Source organism: Hymenobacter frigidus, assembly GCF_014640435.1.
Taxonomy (GTDB): Bacteria; Bacteroidota; Bacteroidia; order Cytophagales; family Hymenobacteraceae; genus Hymenobacter; species Hymenobacter frigidus.
In genome coordinates, this window is sequence record NZ_BMGY01000004.1 from 153,046 (window position 1) to 176,420 (window position 23,375).

Sequence of the window (23,375 nt, forward strand, 5' to 3'; positions counted from 1 at the left end):
ATGCTTCGGCTGCGCGGACGCCAGATGAGCATGACGTTCTTTTTGATGTTTAGCTACCGTACCGTCAGCGTTTCGCTGGTGAGCGTGGTGGCTTCCTGGCTGTGCAGCTCGCGCAGCAATTCCGCTACCTCATCGGCCGAGAAGTTGCAGAACCAGCGGTCGGCCCGCGCCTCGATGCTGGGCAGGCCGCGCCCGCGCACCGTGTCGCAGATGATGACCGACGGCTTGGTATCCGAGAAAGGTAGGGCCGAAAAAGCTTCTTCGAGTTGCGCGAAATCGTGACCGTCAATCCGGCGCACCTCGCAACCGAAGGCTTCGAACTTAGGCGCCAGCGGCTCCAGCGGAATCAGGTCCTCGGTAGCCACGTTGGCCTGGAAATGGTTGCGGTCGACGACCAGCGTGAGATTGTTGACCTTGTGCGCGCTGGCCACCAGCAGGCTTTCCCACACCGTGCCCTCGTTCAGTTCGCCGTCGCCGGTGATGACGATGACCTTGTTGTCCTGGCTGCGCATGCGGCAGTCCAGGGCCACGCCCAGGGCCACGCTGGGCAAGTGGCCGAGCGAGCCCGAGTGGAACTCCACGCCGGGCACGTGCCGGTTAGGATGCCAGTAAATGTGGTCGTCGGTGCTCAGGTGCTGGGCCAGGCGGTCCTTGTCGAGAAAGCCCAACTCGACGAACGTGCCGTACAGCGCCGGCACGTCGTGGCCTTTGCTCAAGAACAGGTAGTCGCGGGTGGGGTCCGTGAGGTTGTCGGGGCGCACGTTCAGGCAGTCGGCGTAGAGGTACACCAGCAGGTCGGCGCAACTCAGGGAAGCGCCGGTGAAGCAGCCGCCGTCGGTGCTCAGGCGCACGATGTGCTCGCGCACGCGCAGGGCCAGGGCTGCCAGCTCGTGGCGTTTTTGGTCGGTCATGGGGAAGTGGGAGAGGAGCTAAGCTGTTTGGTTTGCGACGAGTCCACGGTTTTGAGCTCGTCGAGGTGGTTGCGGTACCAGTTCACGCCCGCTAAGTGGGCATTGAGCTGGGTAATATCGGGGCGTTTTTCGAGTAAGCTGAGGATGTCATCAAGTCCAAAAGCGGGTTTAGACGGATGCAGCGCCTCGTAAACGGCCTTGATGAATTCGTAGTCTTCCGGGTAGTCAATCGTCCAGCGGTGGCTCATCGAAAAATCCTGGCCCGTGGCCCAGCCTACGTTGGCCAGCCGGAACCGGTCGGGGTTTTCCCAGAAATAAGGCGTGGTGTGCTCGCGTTCCAACGGCCGCCGGGCCTCGTGCCAGGCAGTTTCCAATGCTTTGAAGCGCATGATTTCCACATCGTTGCCATCGGGAAAAGTGGCGGGGTGCAGGTTGCTCACGAAATCGTATTGGTCGGGATTTTCCAGGTACACGCCCAGCACCTGGTCAATCACGGCCGGGTCGATGAGCGGGCAATCGGAGGGTATTTTCAGCACCACGTCGGCCCGGTACTGGCGGGCGGCCTGGTAGTGGCGGTCGAGCAAATCCAGCGCATCGCCCCGGAAGCATGCTAACCCGTGAGCAGCGCAGCAGGCGGCCACGGCATCATCGGCGGCCTCGGTGGTGGTGGCTACTACCACGGTGCCGGCCAACCGGGACCGCTGCACCCGCTCCACCATGCGCACCAGCAGCGGCTGGCCGGCCAGCGGCAGCAGCACCTTGCCCGGCAGGCGCGACGACCCCATGCGGGCTTGCACAACGGTGAGAATATTCGGGACAGGCATAAGCAGGTGAGTAGTCGGAAAGCAGCGGGAAATACGCTAAAATTTGCCAGGCAATGCTGCCGCGAAATGATAATTACTTGATAGAAAGTAGCTTATTATTACGAAATTGCTAATGCATCTTCAGTGATGCAGCGGTGGTTTCGGCCGGCGCAAACGCCTCGGCCTCGTACTGCCGCAGAAATGCCGGCCCGCTGCCCTCAAACCGGCTGAAGGCCCGGCAAATGGCCGCAATGCGTCGCGACGACGTGCCGCTGTTCTGCCAGGGCAACTTGCGCTTCAGGTCCTCCACATCGAAATAAGAGTGCACGGGCTTGCCCAGGGCCAGGCCCACGTACACCACCGTTGAGTATTGGGTGATGAGCTCGGCGCTGTTGGCAATCAGGTGGTCGGTATTGCCATCCGTGAAAACAAGGGTGCCGGGTGGGGCGTGCTGCTTGATTTCGTTCTCGGCGCGCGGTAATTCTTCGTTGGGGTGCAGCTTGAAAACAAGGGGCCGGCCCGCCGCGATGCGGGCGCACTCGCGGATGAATTTGGGCCGGTTTTCGGGCGTGAAGGTTTCGCGCAGGTCGGAGGTGGCCACCAGCACGTAATCGCGGTGCGGAAAATCGTTGTGACGCACCCGCTCAATGTGGTCGAAATTGGGAATACCCGTCACGATGAGCTTATCGCGGTCAACCCCCACGTAGTTGAAATGCTCCCTGTAGCCTTCCGAGGCCACGCAGTAAATGTCGCAGCAGTTGGCCAGGCCATTGAGGGCCGTGCCGATGGCCAGAATGGGCATCCAGTTGAGCTGGCGCACGAGGCGCGACCACCAGTTGAGCGGGTCGGTCATGCCCTCCTGCACAAACACGGTCTTGGTGGTGCGCACCAGTGGCCAGGGCACAATCACGTCGGAGCAGCACACGATGAGGTCGTAGGTGTTGCCGAATACGCGGGCTTCAAAATCGTTGTTCAGGCCGTGCTCAGCCAGGTATTTGTCGGCCTTGGCTTTGATTTTGCCGGTGACAATGGTTCTGTCCAGTCCACCCGTCCAAAGCAGAAACCGGTAGAAGGGGCGTTGCCAGCCGTCGTAGTACAGCTGGCTAAAATAGGGCTCAAATTCGTCTTCCAGCAGCTGTGCAATCTGGTGCATCTGCGTGGTCTGATTGGGGGAACCGACGAGAAACAGAACCTTTTTTCGGGACATGCAGGGGAAACGATGAAGAAACCGGGCCACGGATTTGCCGCCTTGTTTCATCGCAAACTACGCAGGGCGCGGCTGGTTTTTGCCGCGCATTCAAGAGCAGGAAGAAGAATAAGGCTCTCGGCCAAGGTACAGCACAAAGAATAAAAATAACGAAACCGTTATTACGTCTTTGGCGCGGTAAGATGAAGGAACTGATACCATTCTTATCACTTTGCCCAGCCGTGGGCGTTACCTGCCAACGCTGCTTGAATTCGGGCCAGCTACTTGTGTACCACCCGAATGCTGACGCGCCGGTTCAGGGCGCGGCCGGTGGGCGTGGTGTTGGGCCGCACGAAGTACTTGGGGCCGTAGCCCTTGGCTTGCAGCCGGTCGGCGCTCACGCCCATGCCGGCCAGGGTGAGCATGGCCGCGCGGGCCCGGTCCTCGCTGAGCTGGTAGTTGACCAGCGCTTCGCCGGTGCTATCGGTGTAGCCGCCAATCTTGACTATGGTCCGGGGAAACGTGTTGAGAATGCTGGCAATGTTGCCTAGCTGCAGCGCCGACTCGGGCGTGAGCATTGCCTTGCCGGTTTCGAAGTTGATGCGGTCGAAATTAATCCAGCCCTTGGTCCGGTTCACCGAATCGACTTGCACCGTGGGCGAGGCCAGAAAGGTGTACAAGCGGTTTTCAGTGGAGTTGGCCCCCACTTTTTGAGTCGTGCCATCGGCCAGGGTCAGGATAATCGGCTGGCCGGTATCGTAGATGTACGTATCCCGGTCCTGGTCGTAGCGGCCCGCCGACTCCCCGCTGGCTGCTGGCCACATGCGAGCCGGCCGGAGGGCTGCCGGAGTGGCCGGGGCTGCCGCTGCCCTGGCTGCCCGCACCGCTTTCGTGGGTTCGGCGCTGGGGCCGGTTGCGGGCGTAGCAGGGGGCGCGGGCGCAGCCGCAACGGGCGTGGGCTCGAAAGCCAGGCGTTCCGGGGTTGGGGCGGCATCAGGCGCTAGTAGGCTGGCCTCCAGGCTGGTGGTTCGGGCGGGGCTACTCATAACCAGGGGCCTGGATGATGCCGGCCGGGAGCTGCCGCCGAGCAGGCCGCGGCCAAAAAAATACCCCAGGCACATGGCTGCCAGCAACATGGCCCCCCATTGCCAGCGCAGCCCCAGCAGCCTGCCCGGCCCAGAAGACACATAATCTGGGTCGGCCCAGGATGCCACGGCGGGTAGCGTGGTCAGCTGCGTGGCAGCACCAGGGTACTGGCCCAGGTAGCCTTCAGGGTTGGTTGCCCGGCTCGCGCTGGCCCCGGGCTGCGGCAGCATGGCCGCTCCAATACTGCCCTTCTGGACCCGTAGCCAGTACACGAAGTCGGTCGCCGTAAAGTCGTTTTCGGCCGCAAATTTACCGAGCACGCCCACCACAGCCGTAGTGGCTACCTGCAGCAGGGTGCTGCTGGCCTTGGGCCGAATGGCGGCTTGCACGGCAATCTGATTCACGGTGCTGCGGTAGCTGGTGCCTAGCAGGTCGAGCAGCAGGTTGGTGTTCCAGTCGGGGGCGTTGACTCCGGTTAGGTTGCTGTCGGACAGCTGCTTTAATACATTTGCTTGTTCGGCTTCGCGCACTATATCGAGCAGGCCCTGGGCGGTAAGGTCCTGGCCCACTCGTGCGGCCAGGCCATTCAGGACCAGGGGCACGGCCATGCTCAGGGCCTTTTCTACGCCGGGCTCAGTTTCATCCACCAAGGTGCTAAGCTGGGCAACAACATCGCCGGTAAAACGGAAATCTACGGATTCGACTAACTGACTTTTCATAGCGATAAGTGAAAAGATGATTTATTCATATGCTGGCTTTCAGTGGAAAACCAAACCAAAATGGAGACTATGCCATCGGCCTCAGCCCAGCGTCCGCAACTGCAGATAATAAATCAGGCCCCAAACAGCCGTAACATATTTATTAATGAAATTAAATATATAAATAAAATATTTAAAATTAGTATTTAGCAACTATGTTTGCCCGTTATGTCCTTATTTTTGGGGTTGCTATGAATGACCCAGCCATCCGCGCTTTGCTCTACCCACTGCTCACGGGCGGTGTACGCATCGATGAGCTGCCCACCGGCACCACCCGCGCCGATGTGGTGCACATCACCGAGCACTTCATGCACGGCTACGAGGTGAAGGGCGACGGCGACACCCTGCAACGCGTGGCCAACCAGCTGCGCTGCTACGGCGAGGTGTATGACTTCGTGACCTTTATCGTGACCGAAAAACACCTGCCCAAACTGCTGCCGCTGCTGCCCGAATGGGTAGGCATTCTCATAGCGTCGGAAAGTGGGTTGAGTACCCACCGGGCCGCCGGCTACAACGCCACCGTGGAGCGTGCGCCCCTGTCCCGGCTGCTGCTGCTGGACGAAGTGAAGCAGTACCTGCTGGCGCGGGGCCTGACGGGTGTGAGCACGCTGCGGAGCCGCGAAATCAGTCATTTCCTGCGCACCACGCAGCTGGTGCCGCTTTCCGGCTTGGCGCAGTACGTGCGCGAGCGCCTTATTGCCCGCCTGCCCGAGCGCCTGCTGCTACGGGCCGAGCGTAAAGCGGAGCGCGAGCGCCTGCCGCCGCGCCGCAAACCCAAAGGGAAGCCCAAGCCCAAAGCGAAAAAGAAAAAGCCCGCCGTCCAGAAAAAAGTCCGCGTTGTCGCTTAGCAAGCGGAAACTCCGTCGTCATATTCAGTGGGCTGGTTCCGGTGCCAAAAGGGACAGGAGGGAGGCATAACGGCAGGTGAAACCGGGGACTACCGCGTGGTGGCAGGCGGTAGTAACAAACAGATAATATGCTCCAGGACGCGACTGCCGTCGAGTCGGCTATTCTCGGCTGCGCCGTTGCAATGAAATTAGGGCCCTGCTCGTATCTTGGCCGGGCAGGGTGCTGGCGCAGTGCGCCCCCTATGGCAGGCCAGGTTTAGCTACCGAACGGGTGTTGTGAGACCGGCCGCTGCCCTACCTGCTTACCTATAATAACTTACCAGATGCAAAACCGTCGGGCCTCCCTTTCTGATGTAGCCAAGGCGCTACAGCTCTCGCCCTCCACGGTATCGCGCGCGCTGGCCGGCCACAAGGACGTGAGCGAGGCCACCAAGGCGCGGGTGCGCCAGCTGGCCGACGAGCTGCACTACCAGCCCAACCAATTGGCCGCCGCCCTGCGCCGGGGCCGCAGCTACACGCTGGGCGTGCTGGTGCCGCACATCACCGGCCATTTCTTCCCCAAGGTACTCGATGGTATTGCCATGGAAGCCAGTAAATTGGGATTCAGCGTGATGATATTTCAGTCGAACGAAAACGCGGAGCAGGAGAAGAAGAATATCAACCTGCTGATGAACTCGCAGGTGGAAGGTATTTTGGTGTCATTGGCTAACACCACCATCGATTTCAGCCACTTCGAGCTGGCCCGCCAGCAAAACGTGCCGCTGGTGTTTTTCGACCGCGTAATGGAGGACTTCCGGGGCAGCAACGTGAGCGCCGTGATTCTCGATGACTACCTCGGGGCCTACCAGCTGGTCTCGCACCTCATTGAGCAGGGCTGCACCCGCATTGCCCACCTCACCGGCCTGCGCCACCTCAACATTCACCGCAACCGCCACCAGGGCTACCGCGACGCCCTCACGGCCCACGGCCTGGAAATCAACGAGGATTACGTGGCGCAGTGCGAAATGAATCAGTACGGCGGGGCTCAGGCCATCACCGAGATGCTGAAGCTGCCCGCCCCGCCCGATGCCGTCTTTGCCTCCAACGACCTGGCCGCGGCTGGGGCCATGCAGGTTCTCAAAGCCCACGGTCTGCGCGTGCCGCACGATGTGGCCGTGGCCGGTTTCAGCAACGAGGCCTTCACCACCCTCACCGAGCCCATGCTCACTTCCGTGGACCAGGGCTGCGAAACCATGGGTATTTCGGCCGTGCGCCTGCTCCAGAAAATGCTGGACCCCAACCCCAACCGCCTCGCCCAGCCCCGCAACGTGGTGCTGAAACCCAAGCTGATAATTCGGGAATCGTCGATGCGCCGCCCGTAATGGCACGGTGCTGGCGCGCGTCACCGACGCGCGCCAGCACCGTTGCGCTAAAACGCAAAAAGTCCCGGCCGCGAATGCGACCGGGACCGTTGCTGTAGAGAGAGGACTCGAACCTCTAATTGTACTAGCGAGATAGGCTAGCGCGTCTGCCAGTTCCGCCACCCCACAAGGTGATTGAAACAAACCTACACCACGATTTATGAACAAGCAAATATTTAATAAGATTATTTTCGTATTAACATTTGCTTTACACGTAGTAAAGACTGCTCAAGCGGAGGCCTTGATTAACTAATAACTCCCGTAGTGAGCTGTAGGCAATGATTATGCCCGGCGCGATGCCGGATTTATCTTTGTCGTAATAAACAGATAAGATAGTGAGTGATAGTCTCGTCCGTAAAATCATCCATCTGGACATGGATGCGTTTTACGCCTCTGTGGAGCAGCGCGACCAGCCCGAGCTGCGCGGCCGGCCGGTGGCGGTGGGCGGAGCTAAGGAGCGGGGCGTGGTGGCGGCGGCCAGCTACGAGGCCCGGCAGTTTGGCGTGCGCTCGGCCATGCCCTCGACTACGGCGCTGCGCAAGTGCCCGGAGCTGGTGTTTGTGCCGCCGCGCTTTGCCGTCTACAAGGAAATATCGCGGCAGATTCGGGCTATTTTTGCTGAATACACGGCCCTGATTGAGCCCGTAGCCCTCGACGAGGCCTACCTCGACGTCACCCATAATTTGCAGCAGCTGACCTCGGCCACCCAGATTGCCCGGGAAATCAGGGCTAAAATCCTTGCCGAAACTGGCCTGACGGCCTCGGCGGGTATTTCCTACAATAAATTTCTGGCCAAGCTGGCCTCCGACTACCGCAAGCCCAACGGGCAGTTTGTGGTGCGGCCGGAGCAGGGGCTGGATTTTGTGGCCGGGCTGGCGGTGGGGCAGTTTCACGGGGTGGGGCCAGTCACGGCGGCGCGGATGAACCAGCTGGGCATCTTCACCGGGGCCGATTTGCGGCTGCAACCCGTGGCGTTTTTGCAGCAGCAGTTTGGCAAGGCGGGGCGCTACTACCACGCCATTGCCCGGGCCGAGGACCTGCGCCCCGTGGTGGCCGACCGCCAGCGCAAATCAGTGGGCTCGGAAACCACCTTCGCCCAGGACTTAACCGAGTTCACCGACTTGCTCGACGGCCTGCGCCCCGCCATTGAGGATGTGTGGGAGTACTGCCAGCGCACCGGCATACTGGCCCGCACCGTGACGCTGAAGGTGAAATTCTCCGATTTTCAGCAGATAACCCGGAGCCGTAGCAGCGCCGGGCCCGTGGGTAGCGCGCCGGTGCTGGAGCGCATTTGCCGGGAGCTGGTGGAGGGCCTGTTTCCGCTGCCCAAGGGCGTGCGGCTGCTGGGCGTCACGCTCTCCAACCTGAGCACGACCGGGCTGGCGGCGGGGCGGCAGCTCACGCTCAGCTTGTGAATGCTGGTGCGGTTAGAGAGGGCCGCGCGGTGCAACCATTTCGCAACCCCGCGGATTCTTTTTCGACCTTGGGAGCAATTACTGGTGCGATTCTGGTTAATACAGCAGCAACTTTACCGCCCGGCCCGTAGATAGGGTTGTATGCTGGCCAAAAGGTCTTTTCTCACGTTTCAATTAGCCTTCATCCGCATGCCATTTCCGCGATTTAAACTAGGTGTCTACTCCACTTCCGTGCTGGCCCTGCTGGGGCTGGCTTCGTACTCGGTGTACCAGGGTACGCCCCCGCGCGACCAAGTGGTGCTCGGCGTGATGCTGCAGGGCCTGACTCAGCTGCACTACCGGCCCGAGAAGCTGGATGACCAATTCTCGCAGCGCGTGTTCGACCTCTACCTGAAGCGGGTGGACGTGAACAAGCAGCTGCTGCTGGCCCCCGAAGTGGCCGCCCTGCGCCAATACCAGACCAAGATTGACGACGAGCTGCGCGGCAGCAGCCACGAGTTTCTGGATGCTACCAGCCAGCTGCTGAGCAAGCGCATGCTGGAGGTGCAGGCCATCTACCGCCAGATTTTGGCCAAGCCGTTTGACTTCACGGTGCAGGAAAACTGGGAAACCGACCCCGCCAAAGCTGTGTATGCCGCCAGCGCCGCCGCCCAGCGCGAGCAGTGGCGCAAAATGCTGAAGTACCAGACCCTGGCCCGCCTTTCGGAAATGATGGACGACGAGGTGAACAAAAAAGACAAGCCGTTGGCTGCCGCCAAGGTATCGGCTTCGCCGGGCACCATCAGCAGCCGCCCGCGCACGGCCGTGGAAATGGAGGCCGAAGCCCGCAAGCGCGTGCTGAAGTACTACGATGACGCCTTTGCCGACCAGCTGAAAAATGACTCCAATGACCGGCTGGCCGATTTTGCCGACGTCATCGCCAACAGCTACGACCCCCACACGAACTACTTCGCACCCATTGCCCGCGACAACTTTGACATTCAGATGTCGGGCCGCCTGGAGGGCACCGGCGCGCAGCTGATTGAAGACGAAGGCCACCTCAAGGTGACGGACATTGTGGCCGGTTCGGCTTCGTCGCGGCAGGGCGAGCTGAAAGTGGGCGACATTATTTTGCGCGTAGCCCAGGGTGCCGCCGAGCCCGTGAGCGTGGAAGGCATGCGCTTCGACAAAGCCGTGAAGCTGATTCGGGGGCCCAAGGGCACGGAGGTGCGCCTCACGGTGCGCAAGCCCGACGGGGCCACGTTGGTCATTCCCATCATCCGCGACGTGGTGGTGATTGAGGAAACCTACGCCCAGTCGGCCCTGGTGAAGCAGAGCGGCCGCACCTACGGTTATATCCATTTGCCCGGCTTCTACGCCGACTTCAGCGGCAAAGGCGGCCGCAGCAGCGCGGTTGATGTGAAAAATGAGTTAGCCAAGCTCTCGAAAGAAAACGTGGCCGGCGTGGTCCTCGACCTGCGCTACAACGGCGGCGGCTCGCTGCGCGACGCCGTGGACATGGGCGGCCTGTTTGTGCCCACCGGCCCCATGGTGCAGGTGAAAACCAGCCGTGGCCCCGCCGAGCCCGTGGCCGATACCGACCCGCAGGTGCAGTACGCTGGCCCGCTGGTGGTGCTCGTGAACAAGTACAGCGCTTCGGCCTCCGAGATTCTGGCCGCCGCCATGCAGGACTACCGGCGCGCCGTGGTGATGGGCAGCACCACCTACGGCAAAGGCACGGTGCAGCAGGTGTTTGACCTCGACAACGCGGTGTCGCCGCAGGCCAACGCCCTCAAGCCCCTGGGCTCCCTCAAGCTCACCATCCAGAAATTTTACCGCGTGAATGGTGGCTCGACGCAGTTCAAAGGCGTGGTGCCGGACATCACGCTGCCCGATGCGCTCACCGCTTTTGCCAAGGGCGAACAGGAGTCGGAGTATCCGCTGCCTTGGGATGAAATTATGCCCGCCGTGTACCAGCCCGCCAATACGCTGCCCGCCAGCATTGCCAAGCTGCGGGCCGCCAGTGCGGCCCGGGTAGCCATCAGCCCCAGCTTTCGCCTGATTACGGATGGGGCCGCGCGGGCCACCGAGCGCCGCAAGCAAACTGCCCTCTCGCTAAACCTGGCTGCCTACCGCACCCTGCAACAGCAGGCCCGCACCGCCAACAAGCAGCAAACTGCCGCCCAGAATGCCATTGCCGTGCTCGACGTGACGGCCCTGGCGGCCGATGCCCGCCCGGCCGCCGACTCGGTAGCGGCCAAGCGCGCCGCCCGCTTCCTCAAGCCCCTGCGCCGGGATGCCGCCCTGGCCGAAGCCGTGGCCGTGATTGGCGACGAGCTGTAGCTCGGAGAAGGGAATAATGCGTGAAAAAAGCCCCGTCGCGACTGTCGCGACGGGGCTTTCTGTTGGGGCCTGAAATGGGGTTGCGGGGACAGTGTTGCCGGGCTGCTTCCCGTGTTTTGGTAATTTCTATTACCAATATTTGCGTAGGTTAGGGCGGGCTTAGGTACCGGGCTCGCTTTACCATGTGCTTATGCCCGATTCCAACCACGCTCCGCTGGCGCTACCCGCCGGTATTTTGGATGATTCCTCCCCGGAAGAGCTGCTGGCCGGGGTGTTTGCTACTTCCATCACGGCGCTGGTGCTGCTGAGACCTATACGGGCGGCTGAAGGCGGGGAGATTATCGACTTTAACTTTTTGCTGCTTAGCGCGGCGGCGCAACGCATGCTGAAACTGCCCGCCTGCCCCAGCGCCACGCACTTGCAGGTGGCGCCCGGCACGGTGGCCAACGGTATTTTTGACTTCTACCGCGAGGTATTCGAGTTGGGCCAGCCGTCACGTCGCGATTTCAACTACCAGCTCGACGGCTTTGACGCCTACTACCGGTTGGCGGCCCGCCGGGTAGGCGCCGGGTTGCTGATAAGCTTTACCGACACGGCCGACGAGTCGCGCACACACGTGGAGCAGGCCCTGCGCGCCAGCCAGGCCCGCGAGCAGGCCGCCCTCGCCGAGGCCGAGCGCCAACGCGCCAGCCTGCACGACACGTTTATGCAGGCCCCGGCCATGATTTGCATTTTCTCCGGCCCCGAGCACGTGTTTGAGCTGGTGAACCCGCCGTACCAGGCGCTAGTGGGCGACCGGCCGCTGCTGGGCCGCTCCATTCGGGAAGCCATGCCCGAACTGGCTGGCCAGCCCATCTTCGGCCTGCTCGACGAGGTGTACCGCACCGGCGAACCCTTCCGGGCCAATGAGATGCTGGTGCAGCTCGACCACGACAACTCCGGGGGGCGCGAGTTGGAAAAACGGTATTATAACTTTGTTTACCAGGCCCGGTTCGACGGGCGCAAACGGCCCGACGGCATCATGGTATTCGCCTACGATGTAACGTTGCAGGTGGTGGCCCGGCAGCGAATTGAGGCGAGCGAGCGGTACGCCGCCAACGCCAACGAAGAGCTGGCTGCCGCCAACGAGGAGCTCCAGGCTGCCAACGAGGAAATTCGGGCCAACAACGACGACCTGTTCCATGCTCAGCTGGGCGTGCGCGAGCTAAATATGCAGCTGGAAATGCGGGTGTCGCAGCGCACCGTGGAGCTACAAGTAGCCCAGGCTGAGGCTGAACGCCAGCGGGCCCGCCTCCACCATTTGTTTATGCAAGCACCGGCCGCCATCTGCATTCTGGATGGGCCGGACCTGGTGTGTGAGCTGGTGAATCCCAGTTGCCAGCAGTTGTTTCCGGGCCGGCAGTTGGTCGGCCGGCCCCTGTTCGAAGCCCTGCCCGAGTTGGCCGGCCACGCCGTGTGGCACTCCTTCCGGTGGGTTTACGAAACGGGCAAAACCCACCAGGAAAACAGCATCCTGATTCCTGTAGCGCGGTACGATGGAGCTCCCCTGGAAGATGCTTACTTCGATTACATTCAGCAGGCCCGTTTCGACAAGCAGGGCAACGTGGACGGGGTGCTGGTGTTTGCCTTTGAAGTGACCGAGCAGGCGCGGGTGCGTCAGCAGCTGCACCGCGCCAACGAGGAGCTGACCTTGGTCAACGAGCAGGCCAGCGCCCACATTCGGGAACTGGCCACCACCAACCGCCAGCTGCAACGCACCAACCAGGACCTCGACAACTTCGTGTACGCGGCCAGCCACGACCTCAAGCAGCCCATCAACAACCTGGTGGGCCTGTTCGACGAGCTGCGCCACGTCATCCGCTTTGCCGACCCCGAGGAAGAGCTGCTGCTGCCGATGGTCGACGACTCCCTGCACCAGCTCAGCAACACGGTCGATGATTTGGCCCTGGTGGGGCAGGTGCAGCAAAATGTGCAGCTTCCTACCGAAACCGTGGCCCTGCGCGAGCTGACCCTGGAGGTGCTGCAAACCCTGCAGCCGCAAGTGCATGCTGCCCGCGCCCGCATCACCACCGACTTCGCCGCCGCCCCCACGGTGCAGTACTCCCGGGCCAACCTGCGCACCATTTTGCTCAACCTGCTCAGCAACGCCATCAAGTACAACGACCCGGCCCGGCCCTGCCGCATCCACCTGTCGCTCTGGAAGCAGGCCGGGGCGCCCGTGCTGCTGGTGGAAGACAACGGCCTGGGCTTCGACGTGCAGCGCCATCAGGACGAGCTGTTTCAACTATTCCGCCGCTTTCATACCCACACCGAGGGCACGGGCGTGGGCCTCTACCTCGTCCATCGCATCGTGCAGGGCAACGGCGGCCGTATCGAAGTGGAAAGCGAAGTGGGGGAGGGCTCCACGTTTCGGGTGTACTTGTAGCGGTACGATGGGTAATTTAGAATATCGCCAAGTGTAAGTCTGTTTCGATAGATTGACTTGGTGTTGGTATTAACCCATAACTTGCTTGGAAAACTGTATTGGTGCACCGAATATTCCCCGACTTTATGAATTTAACTACTACGCCTGACCAACTTTATTCGCAACCCGTTTTGCTTGAGGAAAAGGAGATGCTGAATGATGTAAAATTCATTATTCTATGCGTAGCTACGTTTGGTCTGTACAGCGTTTGGTGGCAATACAAAGCCTGGCGATTCTTTAAACAGCGGCAGCAATCCGATATCTGGCCAGCGGTACGGGCTATTTTCAGTCTATTTACCGTGTATGATTTGATGAAGAATATTAACCGGTTTTCTCAGAACAACGATTTTGCGCCTGTTTATAATGCTAAAAACTCGGCAGCAGGTTATATTATTCTAAGCTTACTTGTCCGGCTCCCCGACCCTTTTTGGCTGGTTAGTCTCTTGGCTTTTGCGTTTCTGGTTGCCCCCTATAACGAACTAAGGTTTGCATTATTGAAATCAGCGGAATACGCCGGAAAAGATAAAAAGCGGTTTAGTGGATATCACTTTGCAATCATAGGGTTTGGTGTCCTGGTATGGCCTTTGCTAATTTATGGCCTCACTTTACCTGACTAATCGCATAAACCATTAACTGTCAGTTTAGCAGGCCCGTTGTTACCGAGCCACCACCTGCACCCGCACGGCCGAGGCGTGGCCGGCATCGTGGTACAGCTTTATCGTGGCTTTCTTGAAGTCCTTGGCTTCGGCCGTGGCGATGGACACGAAGGTCTGCGGGTTGCGGTCGACCAAGGGAAACCAGGTACTTTGCACCTGGACCATCAGCCGGTGGCCTTTCTTGAAAGTGTGCAGCACGTCGGGCAGCTCGTATTTCACTTCGGTGGGCTCATTCGGTTTGAAGGCCTCCGGCTTGTTGAAGCTGTTGCGGAAGCGGCCGCGCATCACCTCGGCGCGCACGAGGCGCTGGTAACCGGCCATTTGCAGCTTTTTGGGGTTGGGCACTGGCGCGGGCGCATCGGCGGGCAGCACGTCGATGACTTTCACGATGAAGTCGGCATCGGTGCCGGTGGTGCTCACGAACAGGTCGGCGGTGAGGGGGCCGGCCAGGGTCAGGTCCCCGGTCAGGATTTCGGTTTGGAAGGTGAGTACGTCGGCCCGTTTGGCGGCGAAGCGCTGGTCCTCGGTCATGTACTCGTTGTTGCGGCCCGCGTGCACGCCGTCGGTGTAAGGCACCGGGTTGGCCGGGTCGCTTATGTATTCGGTGGGTTTTTGGTCGGCAGTGGGGGCGCTGAAGGCGAGATTGTTGGCTTTCTGAAAGTACAATACTCGCGTTTCCGTGGCAGCCGGTGGCCAGGCCGGGTAGGTTTTCCACTCGTTGGTGCCGGTGTTGAATACCGTGGCTTCGGCCGGATTAAACGTGCCTTTATCTTTCAGATAGAAGTTGAAAAATGGTGTTTCCAGCGTTTCACGGTAGGTTTGGGCCGTGTTCGAGCCAAAGCTGAGGGGGCCGAAGCTGCTCCAGTCTGGCCGGGCCCAGGCGCCGTGAGTCCAGGGGCCCATCACGAGGCGGTTGGTAGCGCCGGGGTTTTGCTTCTCAATGGTCTTATACGTGTTCAGGGCTCCGTACAAGTCCTCGGCATCGAACCAGCCGCCAACAACCAGCACGGCCGGTTTCACACCGGTGAGGGCCGGGCGAATGTTGCGGGCCTGCCAGTAGGCGTCGTAGGTGTCGTGCTGCTGGTATTCGTTCCAGATGCGGGCGCGGTTGTTAAAATACTTCGGGCCATTGGCGTTTTTGATGGGCCCCAGCGCCAGGAAAAACTTGTAAGCGTCCTTGGGTTCGAACTTGAACAGCTCCTGGTATTCAGCCACTGGCTTGGGGCGCGGCACGTCAAAATAATTGGTGAACTCGAAGTTATCGAGCAAGAAAAATGCGCCCTTGTGCCGGGCGTCATCGCCCAGAAACTCATCCGTAACCGGAGCCTGGGGCGACACCGCTTTCAGCGCCGGGTGGGCGTTGGGCAGCGCCGCCGAGGCGTAGAAGCCGGGGTAGGAAATGCCCAGCATGCCCACGCGGCCGTTGTGGCCGGGCACGTTCTTCAGCAGCCACTCAATGGTGTCGAAGGTGTCGGTGCTCTCGTCGTGCGGGGTGGCCGGGGTTGGGTTATTTCCAGCCTGAGTGGCCGTCAGGGCCGGGGTCATTTCCTCAAACTGGCCCTCGCTCAGGTACCGGCCGCGCACGTCCTGGTACACGAAAATGTACTTCTCGCCCGAAAGCTCCCGGCTGGGCCCGGGGCCGCGCGTGCGGTACTTGTCTTCCCCGTACGGCCCGGCTGAGTAGGGCGTGCGTGTCATCAGAAACGGGTAGGGCGTGGCTGCGGCGGCATCTTTGGGCACGTAGATAACGGTGTAGAGCTTCACCCCATCGCGCATGGGTATCTGGCGGTCGAGCTTGGTGTAGTGCTGCCGCACGAAGGTGGAATCCTGGGCGCGGGTCTGGGCCTGGGCCGGGACTGCGACAGAAAAGATGAGGAGAGCGGCGAAGAAATAGCGGGTCATGCGGGCGGCTTGGGGCTGGTTGGTGGGCAAAGAACGGCAGGCAGGAGTTGTGTATTGGGCGAATAGAAGAACGGCGCAACCTGAGAAAAAAGAACGTCATGCTCATCTGGCTTCGGCTGCGCGGACGCCAGATGAGCATGACGTTCTTTTTGATTAGTGGGACGGTTCCTCTCGTTCGATTCACAACTACCGCAGCATGCGCACCGTGGTGTCCAGCCGCTGGGTGCGCAGGTAGCCGCGGTATTGCTCCAGCAGCTTGGCCTGGGCGGCGCGCCGCTCGTCGCGCTGAAACAAGCGCACTTTGTATTTTTCGCCGGGAGCCGTGCGCCGCAGGTTGAGATAGGTGAGTTTGTTCTTGGAATTGCTCATCGGCTCGCCGTTCTGAATGCGCTCGACCCGCTTGTCGTTATTGCCAAATAGGGCCTGCAAGGGTTTGAGACCCACATACAGGTTGGTGGCTCCGTCGAGGCCGTAATGGCCACTAACTTCGAGGTTGCTCAGGTTGCTGTTCAGCTTCAGGCCGGGGATGATGAGCTGGCCTTGGGCAAGCACGAATTCGCCGCTCACGGGCTCAAAGTAGAGGTGGCCGGTGCGCTCGGCTTTCATGAATTTAAGCGCCTCCATCAGCACCTCCACGTTCAGCAGCTCCAGGTCGCGAAATTCGGTTTTGAGGTAGCCCGCCGTCTGGGGCAGGGCCGGCAGAAAGGTGCGGCCCAGGTCGGTGTGCACATCGGCCACGCCGCGCAGGGAGCCCCGAATATTGTCGCCGCTCAGCACATTCAGGCCCATGCCGGTGATGGTGGCGAAGAGCGGCTGCAATTGCACATCCTGAAGCCGCAACTGCAGCTGCGTCGGATGATGCGCCCGGTTGGCGCTGCTGCGCATGTAGCCGCTCAGGTTGATGTGGCCCTGCAGGGCATCGAGCGAGCAGTTGTCGAGCCGGGCCTCGCCATCGAGCAGGTGCGAAAGCAACCGAAAGTTGCGGCCGTCTACGGTGCCGTAGTTCACGTGGTCGGCCTCCACGCGCAGTACGGCGCTCAGCACCCCATTGGAAAACAGCGAAGGGTTGCCGCCGGGCTGGCGCAGACGCTGGGCGCGGCGGGTGGCTCGGCGCTCGGCCCGGGCCAGAGTGTGGGCGGTGGGCACCGAGTCGGCGGGTGTGGTGAGGCTGGCGATGAGGCCCAGCAGGCGCTGCACGTCGAGGGTGCCGTAGCGCAGGGTCAGGTCGGCATCGGCGGCGGTCAGGTGCAGGCCGTCCACCTGGGCGGTGCCCGAGGCTACGCCGGTGCCGCCTTCGGGCGTGCGGAAGCGCAGGTAGGGCATGCGCAGGGTGGGGCCGGTTTTTTCCAGCTGTAGGCTCACGCGGCTCATGCTTTCGTCTTCGGGCAATTCTACGCGGTCGATATCGAGGTTGAGCTGGCCGTTGGCCATGAGCAGCAACTCGCGCAGGGCGGGGATAGCTGCCCGTTTTCGCTGGCCCTTGGCCGGCCGTGCAACTTCGGGCGCGGGCCGCGTCAGGCGGGCCAGAAACTGCAGGTAGTTGAGAGTGGCGAAGTGCACGCCCACGCGATACTGCACCGGGGCTACCTTGTTGTCGGGGTCGGTGGGCCACTGCACCGAGCCGCGCACGTCGCCGCCCCACACGCGGCCAGCCAGGTTTTGGAGCTGCACGCGCTGGCCGTCGTGGCGCACGGTCACGGCCAGGTTGCTGAGGGTATCGGCGGCCAGCAGCAGGCGCTGGCAGCGCAGGCTCACATCCAGCAGCAGGCCCGCCGGAATCAGCTCGCTGCCCAGGGTAGCGGCCAGCTGGGCTTTGTCGCGCGGGGCGCGGGCGGGCTTGGGCAGGCTGGTGGGAGCAAAGCCCGCGCCCACGGCGCGGGGCCGGGGCCGCATCAGGGCCTGCAATTGAGCCACCCGCAATTCATCCACCACAAATCGCCCGCTGATGCTGGCCGTGGGCTGGCGGCCATTGAGATACCCAAGCAAATTGACGGTAGTGGCCGAGGCCTGGAATTGCATCTTGTTCAGCACCCCCGAGGCGTTGGCCAGGCGCCACAGGCTGTCGCGCAGGCTCACCTGCACGTTCAGGCCCGAAATATCGGCCCCGCGCGTGGGCAGCAGCAGCGAGGCGCGGTGCAGCGTGACCGTGCCGCGCAGCGACAACGGCCGCTGCGGCACGCGGGGCGCGGGGCGGTCGGCCCGGGGCGGCAGCAGGCCCCGCAGGCGCACGTCGATATCGGCGGTGCCGCCCCGGGCCTGCCAGTGGGTTGGGCCCAGCAGGGCCGCCAGCTCGGGCAGCGTGGCACGGCCCTGAAAGTGCCCGTCCAGCAGTGGTCGGCGAAAATTGCGCAGCGTGAGGGCCACATCGAGCTGGCCCGCCGCCGAGTAAAGCCGGCAGCGCCGCAGCGTGAGTACCGTGGATTTGATGTTGTGGGCCGGGCCGTTGTCGTAGGTGCCCTGCAAGTCCCAGCGGCTGATGTGGCGGGCGGGCTCAGGCCACTGCAGACTAGCCCCGCGTAGGTTGAAGGTGAGCACGTTGCGGGGCGATATTTTGGGCCCGCTCAGCCCCCTGATGGTGTAGCGAATGTGGGCTTTGCTGGGGCTGCGGGTGCCGCTGAGGTAGGATTCGAGGCGGGGGGGCAGGGCGGCCCGCAGCACATCGACCAGCGGCTGGTTGCCCACGAACCGCAGGTTCATCAGCGTGCCCACCGGTTGTCTGGGGTCCACGGTGTGGGTGCCGCTCACCCGGATGGTGTCGCCGTTCAACGTGGCGCGGGTGCGGTAAATCAGGCCCTGGCGCTCCTTAAAGGTGTACCGGTAATTCACCCGGGCCGTCACCGGCTCGCGCTCAAACAGGGTGCCGCCGCGGGTGCGCAGGTAGCTCAGCTCGCCGGCAAGGGTGCCGTTCACGCGCAGCACCCCGCCCCGCAGCCGCGCCCGGAGCTGGGCCTGCCGCACCAGCACCCCAAAAGCCCCGCGTGAGTACGCATTGTGCGAGCTAAAGCGGAAGTTATTCACCACCAGCTCGTCGAGTTTCAGGTTGAGGGTGGGGGCGTTGCCGGTGCCCTTGGGGCGTTTGCCGCGCAGGCCCCAGGCCCGCCCCAGCGAGTCGACCCGCTCCTGAAAGTCCACGTCGGTCACGGCCAGGCGGCGCACGTCTACCCGGCCGCGCAGCAGGCTTAGCAGTTCCACGCGCAGGTCGGCGCGGGCAATGCGCAGCACGGGCACGCTTTTTTGGTAGGACGTATCCGTCAGGGCCAGGTTGTGCAGGGACACCGTGGGGTACGGGAAGTCGCGCCACGGCGAAAACTCCACCGTGAACGGGGCCAGCACCAGCTCCGAATTGTGCGTGAGGGCGTAGCGGACTTTTTGGGCCACCACGCGCCGCCCGTACTGGCTGCCCACCAGCCACACGGCCACCCCAGCCCCCAGCACGCCCAGCAGCACCACCGATGCCAATACTCGTCGCAGGGGAAGGAACTTCATAGATGCCGGATACGCCGCGGGGCGGCCGCGTGCTGGGGAGCTAAAGTAAGCGCGCCTACGAGAAAAAACCGGCTGCGTGCAGCTGCGGGACCTTAATCAGCCAGATACTTATTCCTCTTCCGCTATCACGGCGTCGGCGTGGGTTGGGGCTTCGTAGGTGTCGGCGTACTTAAAATCCTCCAGCCAGTAGGCCGAGCTCACCACCTCGAAGGTGATGGAATTCGCCGTTTTCTCGGTGGTGCTCAGCTGCCAGAGCATGGACTTGGCTTCCTCAAATTTGTCGCCTTCGAGCTGTGAGGAAAACAGGCGGTTTATCAGCGCATTGTCAGGCAGGCCGGGCGCAAGCAGGCGCACCAGCGGCGCGGCCGGCTCAGCGGCAAACACGGCCAAATCGTCGGGATTATCAGCCGTGCATTTTACTTGGAACTGCACCGCTTTGGTGCTCGGAAACGTGCCGTTGTAGGCATCGTGCAGCAGCTGGGTGGCCTGGTAAAAGCCTTTGTGCAGCGGCAGCTCCGGATTTTCTTCCCAAAGCTTTTCGGTGAGCATCTGGTGGGCCAGGTTTTCAATCTGGCCGGCATTCAGCTCTTCCGGATATAGATAGCCCAGCACCACTTCGGCCGCCTCGCGGGGCTCCAAATCGGTGAATGACATCAGGCACATGTCCTTCAGCTCAGCCTCGCTGATGCCGTCCGGATTGTCATAGTTCATTTTCACGAGCAGCGCCTTGTAGTCCTGGTTTTGCCAGGTGTTTGGCAGCTCGGTTAAGGTGGCAAAGGTGAGGCGCTCGACAGTGAATTTCGGGGTTGGGGTAGTCGACATAAAGGGGGATTTCTGGAGGATTGAGAGGCAGCCAGCGGCTGCGGTTACGGTCGGGTTTACGTACGGCGGCCGCAAACAACCGGAAAGGGTTCCTTTTGAATCATCCAGAACGTCATGCCGAGCATTCTGCGCATCATCGATACTTCTAGCTCAACTCCAATCCCGTCCTACGCCACCGGCAGGGTAAATAAAAACCGGCTGCCCGCCGCCGACTCGCTCTCCACCCAAAGCTGGCCGCCCTGCGCGCCGATGAACTCGCGCGAAATGCTCAGGCCCAGCCCCGAGCTGCCGCTGTGCTCGGCCTGCCCCGGCATGCCCGCGAACCGCTCAAAAATGCGCCGATGGTGCTCAGCCGGAATGCCCGGCCCGCAGTCCTCCACGCTCACGCGCACCATTTCGCCCCACGGCACGGCCCGGATGCACAGCGGAGCCCCGGCGGGCGAGTAGCGGATGGCGTTGGAAAGCAGGTTGATGAGTACCCAGGTGGTTTTTTCCACGTCGCCGTGCACGGCGGGCAGGGTATCCGGCAGGGTGGTGCTGAGCTGCAGCTGTTTGTCGTGGAGCTGCGGCAGCACCGTGCGGGTAGCGTAGCCGATGACGTCGGCCAGGCGCATGGGCTGCACGTTGAGCTTGATGCCCGCGCCCGCGTCGAGGCGCGACACGTCGATGAGCTGGCCCACCATGCTCAGCAGGCGCTGGGTTTCCTCGCCGATGCCGGCGGCCAGCGTGTGGCGCTCGGCATCGGTGGTGCGCGGGTTTTGCAGCAGCATCAGGCTGAGCTTGATGCTGGCGAGCGGCGTTTTGAGCTCGTGCGAGATGGTGGCCAAAAACGTGGATTTCACCTCGTCCAGCTTCTTGAAATCGGACACGTTGCGCAGGCAGAAAATGTAGCCGGCCGCTACCGGCTGGCCCGCGCCCGGCCCGGCCGCCGTGGTGATGGGGCTGATGCTGAGCTGGTAGTGCGGGGCGTCGCCCTTGTGCGGAAACGTGAACACCGGGTCGGGCACGGCGTCGCCGGCCAGGTTGGCTTCGGCCAGGGGCACCAGCAGCTCGCGCAGTAGCTCGTGGGTGGCGGCTACGGCGGCGGCGGACTGGCCCAGAAGCGCGGTTTGGGGCAGGCCCAGCAGGTCGCAGGCCACGGGGTTGGCCAGTACAATGATGCCGTGCTCATCCAGCAGCAGCAGGCCCTCATCGAGGTTTCGGACCAGGCTGGCCATGCGGTTGCGCTCGGTGAACAGCTCGGCCAGCGTGGTGCGGCGGTCGGCCTGGGCCTGGCTCAGCACCAAGTTCACGGCGGCGGCCACGGAGCCCACTTCGTCGCGTCGGCCCACGGCCACGCGGGTGGCGGGGCCGGGGCCGGCCACCCGCTCCATGTCGGCGGTGAGGCGGTGCAGGGGGCGCACCACTATGCGCGGCAGCCGCACCATCATTACGATGCCCACCGCCGTGCCAGCCGCCAAAAAGACCAGCACCGTGGCCCGGGCGGCGTTGAAATCGGCCTGCTTGATGCCGTGCGCGCCGTGCTCCAGGTAGCTCATGGTGAGGAAAGCATAGCCGCCCAGCCCCAGCAGCAGCAAAAGCAGCAGGAAGACGCTGAGGCGGATTTTAAGTTTGAGGGACATAGTTGGGTTGTAGCGCGGACTCTGCGAGTCCGCGTGTTGCTGGAATAGTGGGTGTCGTTCGCCCAGGCGCGGATTCACAGAGTCCGCGCTACCCTTCCAATCCGTACTCCTGCAATTTCCGGTACAGCGTGGTCAGCCCGATACCCAGCTTTTTCGCCACTTCCGGCTTGTTGCCCTCCATTTCGCCCATCAACTTGCCGATGTGCCGCGCTTCCAGCGCCCGCAGGCTCTCATCGGCCGCGTCGGCACCGGGGCGGGGCGGACGGCCCAGGGCGTGAAATTCATCGGGCAGGAAGTCAGCCGCCAGCAGCTCGCCGGCCGGGGCCAGGATGGCGGCGCGTTCCAGCACGTTCTTTAGCTCGCGCACATTGCCGGGCCAGGGGTAGCGCTGCAGCAGCGCCAGGCACTCGGGCTCGAGGCCGGGGAGGCGCTTGCTGAGGCGGGCGGCGAAGTATTGCAGGAAGTGCTGGGCCAGGGGCGGCACGTCGGCGGGCCGGTCTTTGAGGGGCGGCACGAGGATGGTGAACACCGAGAGGCGGTAGAACAAATCGGGGCGGAAGCGGCCTTCGGCGGCTTCCTGCTTGAGGTTGCGGTTGGTGGCGGCCACCAGGCGCACGTTCACCTGGGTGGGCTTGGTGTCGCCGAGCTTGGTGAAGGTTTGGCTTTCGAGCACCCGCAGGAACTTGGCTTGTACATTGAGCTCCAACTCGCCGATTTCGTCCAGAAACAGGGTGCCGCCGTTGGCTTCCTCCAGCAAACCCTTCTTATCCGTAAGAGCCCCAGTGAAGGCGCCTTTCTTGTAGCCAAACAGCTCGGATTCGAGCAAGTCCTTGGGAAAGGCGCTGCAGTTGACGGCCACGAAGGCCTTGCCCCGCCGCCCGCTGGCCTGGTGAATAGCCTGGGCAAACAGCTCCTTGCCGCTGCCGGTGGGCCCTTCCAGCAGCACGGTGCTGTCGGTGGGTGCTACCTGCTGGGCCAGCTTCTGCACCCGCTTCAGCTCCGTGGAGTCGCCAATCATGGACTCGAAGCGGTACTGCTGGCCCACGCGGCGCTCCAGCTCGGTCACGCGCTTGCGGAGGCGGGCTTTTTCGGCGGCGCGGTCCACCACCACCACCAGCTGCTGCTCAAAGTCGCCCTTGGTGAGGTAGTCGAACGCGCCGAGCTTCATGGCCTTCACGCCGTCGGGGATGGTGCCGTAGGCGGTGAGCAGCACCACTTCGGCATCGGGGGCGGCGGCTTTGTAGCGGGGCAGCAGGTCCACGCCGTGGCCGTCGGGCAGCTTCACGTCCGATATCACGAGCAGCACGTCGTCGGCGTGTTGCTGCAGCAGCTCCAGGCCGCGGTGGGCGTCGGGGGCTTGCAGCACGGTGTAGCCTTCCAGCTCCAGCACCTGGGCCAGCAGCTGGCGGAGGCGGGCTTCGTCGTCGATGATGAGCAGGGTACCGGTGGGCATTATATTGGTGGTTGACTTACGCTTTAGCTATTTCAAAATGTCTGCAATACCCTGACCCGGAATCAACTGCCAATGAGAACCATCAAATGTCTGATGACTTAGTTGTAGTACAGTAAAATCTGATTCCAGTTTTCCACACGGGTGTTTCGCTAGCCAATGAGGTGCAACCTCAACATTAAGTAGTCACGCAAAAGTAACGGTGTACTTTTGGCCGACCTCCATTAAGACGTGTTCGATGCGT

General features: G+C 62.2%; 15 protein-coding genes and 1 tRNA gene. 6 read left to right on the top strand and 10 right to left on the bottom strand.

Annotated elements, in window-relative coordinates:
• Nucleotides 1-53: 53 nt before the first annotated feature.
• From IEW17_RS03600 to IEW17_RS03615, 4 genes are all read right to left on the bottom strand, one after another.
• Complete coding sequence (locus tag IEW17_RS03600) at nucleotides 54-911, bottom strand: transketolase (protein WP_188560649.1); 858 nt, start codon at nucleotides 909-911, stop codon at nucleotides 54-56.
• Nucleotides 908-1,735, bottom strand: coding sequence for a cytidylyltransferase domain-containing protein (locus IEW17_RS03605; protein ID WP_188560650.1), 828 nt, complete (start codon nucleotides 1,733-1,735; stop codon nucleotides 908-910). The genes IEW17_RS03600 and IEW17_RS03605 overlap by 4 nt, the downstream gene beginning before the upstream one ends.
• Before the next feature lie 109 nt (nucleotides 1,736-1,844).
• A complete protein-coding gene (locus IEW17_RS03610) occupies nucleotides 1,845-2,921 on the bottom strand; it encodes a CDP-glycerol glycerophosphotransferase family protein (protein WP_188560651.1) in 1,077 nt (358 codons plus the stop codon).
• 260 nt (nucleotides 2,922-3,181) lie between these two features.
• On the bottom strand, nucleotides 3,182-4,705 hold the full coding sequence (locus IEW17_RS03615) for an OmpA family protein (RefSeq protein WP_188560652.1): 1,524 nt from the start codon (nucleotides 4,703-4,705) through the stop codon (nucleotides 3,182-3,184).
• Between the two features lie 230 nt (nucleotides 4,706-4,935).
• Here IEW17_RS03615 and IEW17_RS03620 point away from each other — a divergent pair, with 230 nt between their 5' ends.
• Nucleotides 4,936-5,592, top strand: coding sequence for a sce7726 family protein (locus IEW17_RS03620; RefSeq protein ID WP_188560653.1), 657 nt, complete (start codon nucleotides 4,936-4,938; stop codon nucleotides 5,590-5,592).
• A 323-nt stretch (nucleotides 5,593-5,915) separates the two neighbouring features.
• Nucleotides 5,916-6,953: a LacI family DNA-binding transcriptional regulator gene (locus IEW17_RS03625; RefSeq protein WP_188560654.1), complete on the top strand. Its 1,038-nt coding sequence runs from the start codon at nucleotides 5,916-5,918 to the stop codon at nucleotides 6,951-6,953.
• Nucleotides 6,954-7,045: 92 nt separating this feature from the next.
• Here IEW17_RS03625 and IEW17_RS03630 read toward each other — a convergent pair.
• Nucleotides 7,046-7,121: transfer RNA gene (locus IEW17_RS03630), tRNA-Asp, on the bottom strand.
• A 206-nt stretch (nucleotides 7,122-7,327) separates the two neighbouring features.
• On the opposite strand from IEW17_RS03630, the gene dinB reads away from it, so the two are divergent.
• The 4 genes from dinB (at nucleotide 7,328) to IEW17_RS03650 (ending at nucleotide 13,810) form a co-directional block, all read left to right on the top strand.
• Nucleotides 7,328-8,407, top strand: coding sequence for a DNA polymerase IV (gene dinB, locus IEW17_RS03635; protein WP_188560655.1), 1,080 nt, complete (start codon nucleotides 7,328-7,330; stop codon nucleotides 8,405-8,407).
• Between the two features lie 189 nt (nucleotides 8,408-8,596).
• Nucleotides 8,597-10,729 carry a carboxy terminal-processing peptidase gene (locus IEW17_RS03640; RefSeq protein ID WP_188560656.1) on the top strand — a complete coding sequence of 711 codons (2,133 nt, stop codon included), beginning with the start codon at nucleotides 8,597-8,599 and terminating at the stop codon, nucleotides 10,727-10,729.
• Between the two features lie 190 nt (nucleotides 10,730-10,919).
• The gene (locus IEW17_RS03645) at nucleotides 10,920-13,154 is read left to right on the top strand and encodes an ATP-binding protein (RefSeq protein WP_188560657.1); all 2,235 of its coding nucleotides are present in this window, start codon (nucleotides 10,920-10,922) and stop codon (nucleotides 13,152-13,154) included.
• 125 nt (nucleotides 13,155-13,279) lie between these two features.
• The gene (locus IEW17_RS03650) at nucleotides 13,280-13,810 is read left to right on the top strand and encodes a hypothetical protein (RefSeq protein WP_188560658.1); all 531 of its coding nucleotides are present in this window, start codon (nucleotides 13,280-13,282) and stop codon (nucleotides 13,808-13,810) included.
• Nucleotides 13,811-13,849: 39 nt separating this feature from the next.
• Here IEW17_RS03650 and IEW17_RS03655 read toward each other — a convergent pair whose 3' ends face one another.
• The 5 genes from IEW17_RS03655 to IEW17_RS03675 all read right to left on the bottom strand — a co-directional run bounded on the left by IEW17_RS03655 (nucleotide 13,850) and on the right by IEW17_RS03675 (nucleotide 23,134).
• Nucleotides 13,850-15,781, bottom strand: a complete 1,932-nt coding sequence (locus tag IEW17_RS03655) for a CocE/NonD family hydrolase (RefSeq protein ID WP_229748788.1) — start codon at nucleotides 15,779-15,781, stop codon at nucleotides 13,850-13,852.
• 156 nt (nucleotides 15,782-15,937) lie between these two features.
• Entirely contained in the window at nucleotides 15,938-19,237 is a 3,300-nt protein-coding gene (locus IEW17_RS03660) for an AsmA-like C-terminal region-containing protein (RefSeq protein ID WP_188560659.1), read from the bottom strand.
• 108 nt (nucleotides 19,238-19,345) lie between these two features.
• Nucleotides 19,346-20,059 (bottom strand): hypothetical protein, encoded by a 714-nt coding sequence (locus IEW17_RS03665; protein WP_188560660.1) that lies wholly within the window; start codon nucleotides 20,057-20,059, stop codon nucleotides 19,346-19,348.
• A 167-nt stretch (nucleotides 20,060-20,226) separates the two neighbouring features.
• Complete coding sequence (locus IEW17_RS03670; RefSeq protein ID WP_188560661.1) at nucleotides 20,227-21,681, bottom strand: sensor histidine kinase; 1,455 nt, start codon at nucleotides 21,679-21,681, stop codon at nucleotides 20,227-20,229.
• A gap of 88 nt (nucleotides 21,682-21,769) precedes the next feature.
• Nucleotides 21,770-23,134, bottom strand: coding sequence for a sigma-54-dependent transcriptional regulator (locus IEW17_RS03675; protein ID WP_188560662.1), 1,365 nt, complete (start codon nucleotides 23,132-23,134; stop codon nucleotides 21,770-21,772).
• Nucleotides 23,135-23,375: the final 241 nt, after the last annotated feature.

What these genes read in the sequence shown, in the direction of transcription:
- IEW17_RS03600 (WP_188560649.1), bottom strand. Translation starts at nt 911, where the DNA reads ATGACCGACCAAAAACGCCACGAGCTGGCAGCCCTGGCCCTGCGCGTG.
- IEW17_RS03605 (WP_188560650.1), bottom strand. Translation starts at nt 1,735, where the DNA reads ATGCCTGTCCCGAATATTCTCACCGTTGTGCAAGCCCGCATGGGGTCG.
- IEW17_RS03610 (WP_188560651.1), bottom strand. Translation starts at nt 2,921, where the DNA reads ATGTCCCGAAAAAAGGTTCTGTTTCTCGTCGGTTCCCCCAATCAGACC.
- IEW17_RS03615 (WP_188560652.1), bottom strand. Translation starts at nt 4,705, where the DNA reads ATGAAAAGTCAGTTAGTCGAATCCGTAGATTTCCGTTTTACCGGCGAT.
- IEW17_RS03620 (WP_188560653.1), top strand. Translation starts at nt 4,936, where the DNA reads ATGAATGACCCAGCCATCCGCGCTTTGCTCTACCCACTGCTCACGGGC.
- IEW17_RS03625 (WP_188560654.1), top strand. Translation starts at nt 5,916, where the DNA reads ATGCAAAACCGTCGGGCCTCCCTTTCTGATGTAGCCAAGGCGCTACAG.
- IEW17_RS03640 (WP_188560656.1), top strand. Translation starts at nt 8,597, where the DNA reads ATGCCATTTCCGCGATTTAAACTAGGTGTCTACTCCACTTCCGTGCTG.
- IEW17_RS03645 (WP_188560657.1), top strand. Translation starts at nt 10,920, where the DNA reads ATGCCCGATTCCAACCACGCTCCGCTGGCGCTACCCGCCGGTATTTTG.
- IEW17_RS03650 (WP_188560658.1), top strand. Translation starts at nt 13,280, where the DNA reads ATGAATTTAACTACTACGCCTGACCAACTTTATTCGCAACCCGTTTTG.
- IEW17_RS03660 (WP_188560659.1), bottom strand. Translation starts at nt 19,237, where the DNA reads ATGAAGTTCCTTCCCCTGCGACGAGTATTGGCATCGGTGGTGCTGCTG.
- IEW17_RS03665 (WP_188560660.1), bottom strand. Translation starts at nt 20,059, where the DNA reads ATGTCGACTACCCCAACCCCGAAATTCACTGTCGAGCGCCTCACCTTT.
- IEW17_RS03670 (WP_188560661.1), bottom strand. Translation starts at nt 21,681, where the DNA reads ATGTCCCTCAAACTTAAAATCCGCCTCAGCGTCTTCCTGCTGCTTTTG.
- IEW17_RS03675 (WP_188560662.1), bottom strand. Translation starts at nt 23,134, where the DNA reads ATGCCCACCGGTACCCTGCTCATCATCGACGACGAAGCCCGCCTCCGC.